At 38.0% G+C, this 12167-nt stretch carries 9 protein-coding genes and 1 pseudogene; 7 read left to right on the forward strand and 3 right to left on the reverse strand.

The window, feature by feature from the left end:
- Positions 1-15: 15 nt before the first annotated feature.
- The 3 genes and pseudogenes from P6733_RS17975 to P6733_RS01855 form a co-directional block, all read left to right on the forward strand.
- Positions 16-408: pseudogene (locus P6733_RS17975) on the forward strand (MauE/DoxX family redox-associated membrane protein); the annotation flags it as partial.
- 135 nt (positions 409-543) lie between these two features.
- Entirely contained in the window at positions 544-1524 is a 981-nt protein-coding gene (locus P6733_RS01850) for a hypothetical protein (protein WP_306349876.1), read from the forward strand.
- A gap of 75 nt (positions 1525-1599) precedes the next feature.
- Complete coding sequence (locus tag P6733_RS01855; RefSeq protein ID WP_306349878.1) at positions 1600-1851, forward strand: DUF6520 family protein; 252 nt, start codon at positions 1600-1602, stop codon at positions 1849-1851.
- A 328-nt stretch (positions 1852-2179) separates the two neighbouring features.
- On the opposite strand, the gene P6733_RS01860 is transcribed toward P6733_RS01855, so the two are convergent.
- From P6733_RS01860 to P6733_RS01870, 3 genes are read right to left on the reverse strand one after another with little or no spacing between them, the layout of a single operon-like run.
- Positions 2180-4729, reverse strand: coding sequence for an alpha/beta hydrolase family protein (locus tag P6733_RS01860; protein ID WP_306349879.1), 2550 nt, complete (start codon positions 4727-4729; stop codon positions 2180-2182).
- A 1-nt stretch (position 4730) separates the two neighbouring features.
- Positions 4731-6116, reverse strand: coding sequence for a RagB/SusD family nutrient uptake outer membrane protein (locus tag P6733_RS01865; RefSeq protein ID WP_306349880.1), 1386 nt, complete (start codon positions 6114-6116; stop codon positions 4731-4733).
- Between the two features lie 16 nt (positions 6117-6132).
- Positions 6133-9165, reverse strand: coding sequence for a SusC/RagA family TonB-linked outer membrane protein (locus P6733_RS01870; protein ID WP_306349881.1), 3033 nt, complete (start codon positions 9163-9165; stop codon positions 6133-6135).
- A gap of 666 nt (positions 9166-9831) precedes the next feature.
- On the opposite strand from P6733_RS01870, the gene P6733_RS01875 reads away from it, so the two are divergent.
- From P6733_RS01875 to P6733_RS01890, 4 genes are all read left to right on the forward strand, one after another.
- Positions 9832-10161 carry a hypothetical protein gene (locus tag P6733_RS01875; RefSeq protein ID WP_306349883.1) on the forward strand — a complete coding sequence of 110 codons (330 nt, stop codon included), beginning with the start codon at positions 9832-9834 and terminating at the stop codon, positions 10159-10161.
- A gap of 212 nt (positions 10162-10373) precedes the next feature.
- Entirely contained in the window at positions 10374-10616 is a 243-nt protein-coding gene (locus tag P6733_RS01880; protein WP_306349884.1) for a molybdenum ABC transporter permease, read from the forward strand.
- 139 nt (positions 10617-10755) lie between these two features.
- On the forward strand, positions 10756-11673 hold the full coding sequence (locus P6733_RS01885; protein WP_306349885.1) for a hypothetical protein: 918 nt from the start codon (positions 10756-10758) through the stop codon (positions 11671-11673).
- Between the two features lie 93 nt (positions 11674-11766).
- Positions 11767-12129, forward strand: a complete 363-nt coding sequence (locus tag P6733_RS01890) for a hypothetical protein (RefSeq protein ID WP_306349886.1) — start codon at positions 11767-11769, stop codon at positions 12127-12129.
- Positions 12130-12167 lie beyond the last annotated feature (38 nt).

Below are 12167 nucleotides of genomic sequence, written 5' to 3' on the forward strand. Positions count from 1 at the left end.
ATTAAAACTAATGACATGAAAACATCAGTATCTTTTAAAAACACTGTAGTCGAGATAATCTGCTTGCTTTATATAATATTATTTGTGTATGCGGCAGTGAGCAAGATACTGGATTTTGAAAATTTCCAAACACAATTGGCACAATCGCCACTTATTAGTTCTTTTGCTGGAATCATATCATATATTGTTCCAGTTGTCGAAATTTTAATTGCTGTAATGTTATGCTTTAAAAAATTCAGGAATTTAGCGCTTTACTGTTCACTGAGTTTAATGGTCATGTTTTCAGCGTATATCATAATTATCTTAAATTTTAGTCCGTTTGTTCCTTGTTCCTGTGGCGGTATATTAGATAAATTATCATGGACTCAGCATTTGATTTTTAATCTCTGTTTCGTTCTGTTATCATCGATCGCAATTATTTTTTGGAATCCAAATCATGCTGAAAATAATTTATCTCGCAGCTATATAAAGTTTCCTTCAATTTTAATAACTACACTTTGTAGCATTACTGTTATGGTAACACTGTTTCTATTCTCTGAGGATATGATTCACCATCGCAATAACTTCACACGGAGGTTCCCGAATCATCCTGTTCTATTTGAACGGGATTATACTTTATCAAAAGGTCGTTACTACATTGCAGGAATAGGAAAAGGCAGTCTCTTTATTGGTAATATCCTAAACCCCTTGGAAGTAATCGAATTGGATGCCACTCTTACCCACAGCAAAACCCATTTCATCACTGTGAAAGACCCTAACAGAAGGTATCGTTCTTTGCAGGTTAACGTAAAATACCCCTATTTCTATTTAAGTGATGGTACTGAAGCTTTTGTTTATAGGGGATTGGTCAACGACTGGAATGCGGAAATCTGGATTGATAAAAAATCCTATTTCAATTCATTTGTCCCTATCGATTCTAATACTGTTGCGATACGTGCGGTTAGTAGTGATAATAACGAAAATATGATTGGTCTGATTAAAAATATCGATACAGTTTCCGTAAACTTTAATCGCAATCTTCTCGATAAACAAATCGATGGCATTTTCGATACAGATGGAAAGTTGCTATACAACAGCATATTGGACAAACTAATATATGTTTATACGTATCGAAATGAATATCTCATTTCTGACGGTGAGCTTAATGAAAAGTACGTAGCACACACTATTGACACGACCTCACGCGCTAATATCAAAGTTGCCTATATCAATTCTCTCGAAGCAAGTAAACTTGCATCTCCAGCTAGAATTGTCAATAAGACAGCTGCAACTTATGGAGAATATCTTTATGTGAATTCGCAACTCATTGGGCAGTATGAACCTAAAGACGTTTGGAATGAGGCTTCTGTGATTGACGCATACAATCTTAAAACGCATGCCTATCAATTCAGCTTTTACCTGTATGACAAAGAAGGAAAGAAAATTTCAGAATTTATTTCGGATGAAAATCACATTTATACACTTTCTGGGAAAACCGTAAGTGTTTATAAAATCGACAAAAAAATATTTGACAAAAATCAATAAAGATATACAGCGCAGTATCAGGGTAAGATCGAAAACCTGTAACAGAGTAGATCACTAATTATAAATTTTTTTATTATGAAAACCAGAATTTTTAAAACCGTTTTCCCGATGTTGGCTTTCGTTATTGCCATTTCCGGTGCATTTGCATTTAGTAGCACTCCTACAACAAAGACTGCTGCCCAGTTTATCGGACACAAGCCACAAGATTGTGAGGAAACTGGCGTAATGTGTCAGGATAATACTGTCACTACGCCTTGTCAAAGCGGTGGCGTTAATCTTTACAAACTTAACGGTTCTACCTGCCCTAACCAATTGTGGAGAATTTAGTCCGCTAAAAAATGAAGCATGCCGCGAATGATTGCGGCATGCTTCTTTAAAAAAAACTAAAACTACAAAAATGAAAAATTTACAACCCCGTAACATGTTTGCGATCATCGCGTTTATAACCGGTATTAGTGGTGCATTTTCCTTTAAACCTGCACAAGATCGAGATGCCTTGTACATAGGGTACATTCATCTTGCAGCAGATTGTTTGGAGACCGACGTTTTGTGTTCAGATTTGGGTCCAATCTTATGTAAAAGCGGCACGCAAAACCTTTATGGCTTAACATCAGGGGGAACTACGTGTGCTTTGCAATTGTTTAGGATTCCATGATCAAAAGCCTTTCAAATACTTGTCAAACCATGTTTTTATCCTTGCCGTTAAATCCTGCTGTGTTGATTCATCTGTGAGAATGTGGCCTTGTCCCGGATATAAAAGCATTGTTCCTGTTTTCCCCAAGCGACGCATAGCCAAATGCAGTTCTACGCTTTGCTCAAAATTAACCTGTGTATCGGCGGTTCCTGCCCAACTTAATAAAGGCGTTTTAATTTTTGCTGCATTCATTATCGGAGAATTGTTTTCATAACCAAGTTTATTGTCGAAGGGCGAACTACCCATTCGGAACTGTTGGGATTCCAACCTCCAAGCATTTGAGTGTTGTCCAATATAATTCATCGTATGATACCAACTAATAATATCCGTAACTCCTGAACCGGCTACTGCGGCACTAAACAATTCTGTTTGGGTAATAATCAGCGATACTTCATAACCACCGAAAGAATGCCCGATAATACCTAATTTATCCTTATTGACTAGTCCACGAGCAACGACTGTGTTTACCGCTGCCGTTATGCAATCTACAGCTGATTTACCCGGATCGCCAAGCGCAAACTGAATATCAGGCAATAACACAAAATATCCGTCTAAAAAGTAAGTTGATGCTTTAAAACCTGCGCGATCTAACAAAGTAGGGTTTATATATTCATATAAGTGTTGCGACAACTTTTCGTAAATATATGTTACCATAGGATATTTTTTGCCACTTTCGTAATCCGATGGATACATTAAAATTCCTTGTAGCGTTTCTCCAGCCGTATTTTTGTAAGTGATCAGTTCTGATCGCGACCATTCATATTTGTTGTAATGGGCATTTGACTGGTACACTTTCTTCCTTTTCCCAGTTTTCACATTATAAACTACCAACGAAGGTGGCGACTGTTCTGTCTGCTCGATGTAGCAGTAAGTATGTTTTGACTTAGCTTTTTTAATCCGGTCTTTCTGCGATTTTCCGTAATCTAATTTTCGTAAACCTTTTTCTTTTGTATACATATAATAGCCACTTGATTTGTCTTCGCCAAAAGCTGAACAAACGATTCCTTGATTGATATCAAATTCATATTTTGAAAATTCTGCAAAGTTGCCCACCTGCTTCAGGTAAATTTCCGTTGGAATCCTGAAACATTGCTTTGTTTCCCTGCCATTTGTGATTCGTGTTCCTTTGTAATCATCAGTCGAAACCAGCCAAATATCGTATTTGTCATAAACGATCAAAAAACGGCTGTCATTTGTAAACCCCGGACTTGTATAGCCTTCGTTTTCTGCGGCGTTGTCGTAACCTTCCCTGTAAAAATCACTATGCAAAGAAGCCGTGACATTGACAGAAATTTCTTTGGACGTGTCATAAACAAAATAATTGCCTCCTTTGAAATGACTTATAAAATTGCCGTCTGGCGATGGAAGGACTGCATTTGCGGAGATTGATCCTTTCGTAATGATTAGTTTTGAACCTGTATTTTCAAAATTATTCAAGTAGTAATCTACGGGCGCCAATTCTGCATATTGCGGTTCATAAGTAAGCTTTGAATACGACAAGTATAATTTATCGCCAGGTAGTATTTTTGATTCTGTTGCGGTGTCGGGTTCGAGTTTTTCTACGCTATTTCCACCCAATGTCCAAGAGGCCAAAAAGAGACCATTGGTAACTTTTAAATTTTCCTGAGCCGGGTATTCCAATGGTGAGCTTGTTTCCCAAACTTCTACGATGGGTTTTACTGAGTCGGAATGCTTTATTTCTACACAACTGAAATAAATTTTTTGTGCATCACTGGCGACTACCAACTTACTGTCTTTAAACTGAAAGATGACATTATCAAACTGCAGATTTTGGGCATCCAATTTTTGCAGCTTCATATTATCCGTATTCAAATATGCGAGGGAATTGATTTTAGTTGATACATTTTCCGAAATGTAAAATGCTAAGAAATTGCCTGATTTGTCCCATGTCAATTTTTTATACTTGATCAAATCACTATGGACGATTTCTCTAAATTCAATGATCCTTCCGAGCGATGCGATTTTAAGGCCTTGGTTTGTCTCAATAGCAATCTTGTTGGAGGTACTTATGGAATAATCAGAAACACCTTTGGTTTTTGAAATGACAAAATTGTTGCTGTCAAGAATCGACAATGTATTCCCTATACTATCCTGCTGTAGCACCAACAGGTACTTACCATCGTTCGAAAAGTTATGCTTTAACATATTGTTGTATGCCTGCCGTTCTCCTGATTTAAGATTGAGTATTTCCAGATTATTTTCTGGACCGGATATTGCAGCACTAAAGCTATCTTTACTAAAAACAATATCATCTGCTTTTGGGAAATTGTAGGTAACTTTGCTATTTATTCTTCTGATAAACATGGTATCAAGACTGTTTTCATAAGTCATCTGAAATGATACCCAATTGCCATCGGGAGAAATGGATTCTCCCGACAGCGTTCCCCATTTAGCATAGTCAGCAATAGTAATCTTGCGTTTTTGCTGCTGCGCCGAGCAGGACAAAAACAACAATACCATTACCAATACTTTATAATAAACTGTTTCCATTTCAGTAGCCAGGATTTTGTGGTAAAAGATTTGAGTTTAGTAAAATTTCGGTTTCTGGCAGTGGAAGCAAAACATCCGTATTTTGCCAACCTGGTTTAATTGGACTCAACGCCGTACCAGCATTTCCTGTCCTTTTCAAATCGAACCAACGGTGACCTTGTTCACAAAAGAATTCGAACCGTCTTTCCTGTAAAATTGCAGCTTTTAAAGATGTGGTTGTATTTGCAGTTGTATTGGGCAAACCTGCACGATTACGCGTCATGTTTAAATCCTGCTGTGCACCTGTAATGTCTCCAAGGATGGCGCGTGCTTCGGCACGGATCAGGTGTTGTTCTTCAATCCTGAGAACAATTGTGTATTCCTGCGACGGTTCTGTTACCGAAGATTTTTTGTATTTATATGCCTGGTACCAAACATCTGTGCCGTCCGTAATTGTGCGAATCCAAGATGTTTGGCGGATGTCTCCACTTTCAAAGGCATTTCTCAGATTAACCGCTAAGGCTGCTTTAGTAGGTGGCCCTGACGAAAAAATATAGGCTCTCGCGTCTTTCGTATTCAGCCCTGCAATTCCCGGGTGGAAAGACCAGATAATTGATGGGCTTTCTTTTAAAAAAGCCAATGCGAGATTTGGTTCTACCGAATACAGGCTGTTGTTGATTACTGCAGTAGCATAATTCCGTGCTTTTTCATAATCTTCAATGTACAGGTAAACCCTTGCTAACATTGCCAGTGCAGCCGCCTTACTGACACGAACACGGTATTCTGACGGATAACTTTCAGGCAAAAAGGTTTCTGCCTCCGTCAAGTCTGACACAATCAGTTCATAAACCTGCGTTTGTGCCATTTTAGATACTGTCGTGTTCGCTTCATAATCTATTGTAGTTATATAAGGAATATCGCCATAGATATTCACTAAATAAAAATGGATGAACGCCCTAATAAACATTGCCTCACCGAGTAAACGGTTCCGATCTTCACCTGTGATAACAGTAGAATTTTGTACGCCTTCGATCAGAGCATTGACTGCATATATTTCGCCATAACTCGTATTCCAAAGATTGGTAAGCAACGTGTTCGATGGCAAAACTGTATGTTTATTGAACTGTTCAATATCGACATTTGTACCGTAAAAATCCATGTCGTCGGCATAGTTTGCAAATAGTGTTGTACCTCCTAATTGTGTACCTGCTGAAACGCTCCCTTCTCGCAAACGTGCATAGATGTCTGACAAAGCTGCATTTGCAGTTGACACGTCTTCAAATACAGCAGGACCTGTCAGTTGGGACTGGGGCATATCGGTTTCTGTAAAATCTTCGCAGGAAAATATAAAAAGGAATATGAAGGGCAATAATAGTACCCTTGCTGTTAAATTTATAAGTTTTTTCATGTTAGTCGTTTTTTAATTAGAAACTTAATTGTATGCCCATTGTGAATTGTTTTAACGGAGGCAGATAATTTACAGACTTGTTCTCGGGATCGACACCTTTGTATTTTGTGAATGTCAAAAGGTTCTGCCCTTGAATGTAAATTTTCCCCGAGAATGATTTTGACCAAAGGGCGGGAATGCTGTATGACAGGCTGGTGCTTTTGAGTCTAATAAAAGATGCATCGGTAACCATCGCATCACTGGATGTAAACCTGTCCTGCGCCTGATTTGCGAGTGAATTGCTACCAGTGGCGTATTGCTGTACTGTTGCCGTAGTGCTATCTTGCGGGAAATGATTTAGCACCTGCGCCGGTTGATTTGAAAATGTACCTGAATGGGGGAAAAATGAAAGCACATTAACGCCGTCTTGTTTTACAAACTGAAAAAGGAAATCCAATGACCAATTTTTGTATGACAATTGATTTGCAAATCCTCCATAGTATTGAGGTGAAGTGTCGATCATGGCTTGGCGGTCGTCTGTAGCGGTAATTTCACTATCGCCATTAAAGTCCTCAAATTCATATAATCCTGTTTCCGAATTGATGCCTGTGTAGTGATAAAGCTTCTGAATGTTTAGAGATTCCCCGATTACAAACAGGTTTTTATAAGTTGAGGTTTCCAGTCCCGGAAATTCCAACAATTTATTACGTGGAATAGTGAGATTTAACATTGTTGTCCAATTGAAATTTTGTGATTTAAAATTGACGGTACGCCATTCCAATTCAAGGCCTGTGTTCTCAACGGTTGCATCGAGATTTGCCTGTAAGGTTGGAAAACCTGTAGTTCCAGGAAGGGGAATACCGACCAACTGGTTTGAAGACCGATTTTGAAACCATGCAGCACTGAGAGAAATTTTGTCGTTCAGAAAGCCCAATTCGACAGCCACTTCAAATTTCCTGTTGGTTTCCCACCCAAAATTTGGATTGAATAACCTTGTTGGCTGAATACCGGTCATGCCATCATATTCATTTTGTGACACTTGATATGTATCGAGATACTGATAATCGCCAATTTGGTCATTTCCCGTAATTCCGTAACTAGAGCGAATTTTACCGAAACTCAGCACTCCGGAATTGTCTTTTAAGAACGGTTCGTTAGAAAAAATCCAGGCTGCGCCAACAGCACCGAAGTTTGCGAAACGGTTGTCAGGACCAAAACGGCTTGAGCCATCGCGACGACCAGTAAGATTCAATATGTATTTGTCTACGAGGTTTATATTGATCCGTCCAAAAAATGCATTGTATTTGTATTCGGAAAAATCATCGTTAAGTACTTCCACAGTTGTAGCAGCTGTAAGGCTATTAATGAGCGCATTGCTTGGAAACCCGATACCGTTTACCGCCAATTGCTCCTGTTTTTTTGTCTGGAAAGTTGTCCCTGCTAAGATATTAACTTCCAGAATTTCCCATTTTTTCTGCCAATTGAGTTGCGGTTCGATGATCCAGGAACGCCTCGTGCCATCGTTCGCAAATACTGACGAATCGTCTGTGGTATAGTTGCCAAACGGATTGTACATCGTTGACGGAATCAACCTTTTTTCCGAAAGCTTCGTATCGCTGAACCCTAAACTTGTTCGTATCTCAAAACCGTATTTCAATTTGTATGATAGCAGTGCATTTGCCAAAAGCGTATTTGTTTTATTTATGTAACTGCCATTTAAGAACCCTAGTGGATTTTCGAAAGAGCCATTTTCCCAATTCAGATTTCCAGATTCCTCGTAAAGCGATGGGGCGTTAGGCGCCAGCACATACGATTGCCTTGTGAGGTCAATTCCAGGGAGTGTGTTTTTGTCGCCCGAGTAGTCAGCAGAAAAAGCCAACTTAAATCTGTCGTCTTCTGAGCGGTGGTTGATACTCACGTGAACTGCTCCGCGATTAAAATGCGAATCACCAGGAAAAACTGTCGTTTCTTTGCGATAAGTCCCACTCAGTAAATATTGGGTTTGGCTTGAGCCGCCTGATATAGTCGCCTGTGCATTGTAGATGTTTGCCGTGCCACCGATCAATACTTTTTGCCAGTCGGTTTCGCGCGTATCGCTCCAAGTTCCATTGACATCATAGGCATCTGCAGGATAGGTTGTTATGCCATCATTTGCAAATGCTTCGCGACGCATTGCCAGATATTGCTGTGTATTGAGCAAATTCATTTTGCGTGTTATTTTCCCAACGGTGGTGTAAGATTGAATTTCAAATTTGGTTTTCCCCGCTTTCCCTTTTTTCGTCGTGATTAACACGACACCATTTGCACCGCGAGAACCGTAGATTGCGGTGGCATCTGCGTCTTTCAGTACTTCAATATTTTCGATGTCGGCAGGATTGATGTTGCTTAAAGGACTGGACAGACCGCCGAATCGATCGTTCGAAACCGTGCTGTTCCCTAAACTTTGCGACGCATACGGTACACCATCGACAATATATAACGGATCGTTACCTTCACCACGAATTGAATTCAGGCCGCGTACTTGAATGCTGAAACCGCTTCCTGGTGTTCCCGCAGACTGTGTTATGTTTACACCTGCCATTCGGCCTTGCATAGCAGCCAATGGATTACTGACGGGTTGTTTTTCGATATCAGTTGCCTTGACCCTTGCGATGCTTCCTGTTCTTTCTTTATCCTTAACCGAATAATACCCTGCATTAATAGTCACTTCCTTAAGTTGAGTACTATCTTCGGCTAATATTACATTAATGGATATTTGGTTTTCAACGGTAATTTCTTGCGTAGCATAACCAATAAATGAAAAAACGAGAATGTCTGTAGAGTTAGCAGTAATTGAAAAATTGCCTTTTTCATCTGTTACGGCTGAAGTTGTAGTTCCTTTGACAAAGACCGTTACGCTTGGAAGTGGTCCAGCGGCATCGGTAACTGTACCTGTAATTTGATGTTGTAACTGCTTCGTGTAGCTTCCGAACGTTAGTTCGGTGGCATACATATAATTGGAAAGCAGAATTGCGAAAATAAATATGCAAAGACAGGAAGGCCTGCCCTTGTTAAATGAAAGATTTTTCATAAATTTAAAAAGGATTAAAATTGAACGAAAGTTTGGTTTTCTCTTGCCTTCTATGCTAGTATTCGACCACGAGTTATAGAAGGCTTTTCTTGTTAATTATTTGATCATAGGCATAATTTGGTTTTTGTTTATTTAATAAGTGAATAGCTGTTTTATGTGGTTTTCGGATCTGCACTATGCAGGTTAATTTTAAATGGTGAAGTTGATAGCAAAATAACCCGGCCCTTCCCCCGACTAACTCAACAGGATACCAGTACGGGCCAGGTATTTATAAAAATGAAAATAAAGAAACTACACCATAAGCAACCAATTAAAGGTTATACAGGCTGCGATTCTTAAGAATATCGTGCAGTAGCTTTGAGAAGATGAGATATAGCCAAAAAAAAAGAGGCGCGGAACTCAACATATCCGCTTCCGAGGTACTGGTATACCCTTATGCGCGAATAAGTGAGCCCACGCCCTTTTATAGGCGTGAGCATTTACACTTATCATCTCGCGCATTTAAAAATTACCAGTTTTCGGAAACGAGACTCCAAGCGAATGCTTCAAATGTTTTCTATTGAAGAATCGCAAATTTAATAAAACATGTACTGATTAACTAGTACTGAGCCAAATATATTAAAAAAAATCGGTACGCCAAAACGTACCGATAAATTATTTTAGTTAATGTTAATTGCAGTTGTGAAAAAAGAGACGGACGACAATACTAAATTTAAGATTGCAATTAGCTTACGGAAGCTACTTGATAGAAATGGTAACTTGCCAATAATGCAGAGTTATGATAAAATTGCTGCAACTGCAAATATCAGAAAAGCTACGGTTTCTGATACTTTTAATGCAAAGTCAGTTCCAAATTCACTAACATTGTTTTTAATCATTGAAGCAATGGGTTTCTCCTTGACAGATTTTTCAAAAGTTTATGATTCAATTGTAAATTCTGACATAGAATCATTTAAAAAATTTTTAGCTGAACAACCAAGAAATACCAAAAAATAGACCTTTTTCATTCCTCAAAAAGTTTCATAAATTATTCTTTTTATCTTCAATTAAATAAAAGACTAATTTTTGGAAACTGAATAATTAATTGTTGTAATGTATTAAAGTAAAATGGAACATTGTACTTTATTTTTTATAAATTAGTGTGAGAATTAACACTAACTTTTCTTTGCAAATAGAGTTAATTAATTGTCTAATTTAAAGCAAATGCTATGAATAGAGATAATGCTGTATTAATTATTTTCGGTGTATTAGCACTGGTCATAGGAATCGCCCTTAAACTCTTTATTGGCAGAAGAAAATTCTATCGCCGCAGTCCGTCGGGAGGACAGGGGTTTAAAAATTATCGCAATGCATTACTCACACCATTCTGGGAGGGCATATTAACATTTACGGGCGCACTGCTTATTATTCTTGGCGTACTAGCACTCGCCTTTGCAAAGTGGATGTTGTGATCACTACCATTAAAGCTGTTAGCTAAAGTGACTGCAGCAGCATCCTTTTCAGGAAAGAGATACAGCGGAGTGCGCGGGTGTTGTCCAAACAAAAACATGGCAGCAATAAATTGCTCTCGATAAATATACATCAGCACTTATGGACAAATATGAAGCATTTGAAAAATTAAAGGAATACTCAAAAGATTTATCATCCGTATCTTATGAAGAAATATATGATCTATTAAAAAACGGTATAAAATACATTCCAATCCCACTAGCAAAAGTTAGAAAAAAAGCTCATATTGACAGAGTCAGACCCAATAAAGGTAGTACGCTTTATGAGCACATTGATAATTTGGGTTATATAAAAGACAAAGATATCATTGACAAATATCTTACGTCCTTTGGCAGAGCAAATTGCCCCCATCAAGTCATGTTTTATGGAGCATTAGAAACTTCACTAATAGATAAACAAAGACTTACAGCTATTGCAGAAACTTCTGATTTGTTCAGAGAGAATAAGGACAGCCTGGATGGAAAATATTATACAGTTAGCAGATGGGAAACTCAAGATGAATTCTTAATTGTTGAAGTGGTTTTCTCTGAATTTGCCTTGAAAAATAATCCCGATATTAAAAAGTCTTTCGATAAACAGAAAGAACTTCTCCAAAATCACGGTTTAGATGAGAAGGAAGTAAATTTTCACTTGGATTTTTTGAAGTTTATAAGTGAAGAGTTTTCTAAAAAAGTAACTAATTCCGAAGATTATAAAATAAGTGCTGCTTATACAAATATTATCTTGTTACATCCAGAAACGAATGGAATTTCCTATCCAAGCGTACAAACAGAATACTTCGGTGTAAATATAGTCCTGACTCCCCAAGCAGTTGATAAATATTTAATTCCTATTATTTGCAGCACTCAAATCGTTTATAAAGATGGTCTAAAGACACTTATCGTTAATGGTGAAAACTATTGTGATAGTATTGACAGCACAAAGAACATTGATTGGAGAGAACATGATAAATCGATTTTGACCGATAAGGATGAAATTATAAAACATCTTAAGTCTTAATTCTGGGATCTTCTCGGAAAAACCAATTACTTTCTATTAATTTGCTGGTTTAATTTTTGACGATAGTTTTACTATAATACAGCAAAACATACAATGGACCATACAACTTATGATTTTTTTATCCGCAGGTGCTGGGACTGTGACCGGTTCAAGCATGGCGCCAATACCGATACATGGGAAGATTTATTGATAAAGCACTATAATTTTAAAAATGCCACTGTCGGAAATTTTAAAATTACACAAAAAGAATTTGAGAATAAACTTGAAAACGTCAAAGCTTATCTAGACAAAGCTTACAATAAGCTTATAGCAACGGCAAACAAGAAGAAAGTCGATCAGCAGGTAATTGAGCAGTTATTACGTTCGCGGGAAGAGGTGGCGATATTGTCAGAGCCAAAGGAAATCTTTGATACTCTCAAAGTGGTTTTTTCACTGATGAATGCTAATAATCTTTAGCGACTCAGATGCTATGCAAAGTTGAGTATACAACTTAT

It is taken from the genome of Flavobacterium aerium (assembly GCF_030766725.1).
GTDB lineage: Bacteria > Bacteroidota > Bacteroidia > Flavobacteriales > Flavobacteriaceae > Flavobacterium > Flavobacterium aerium.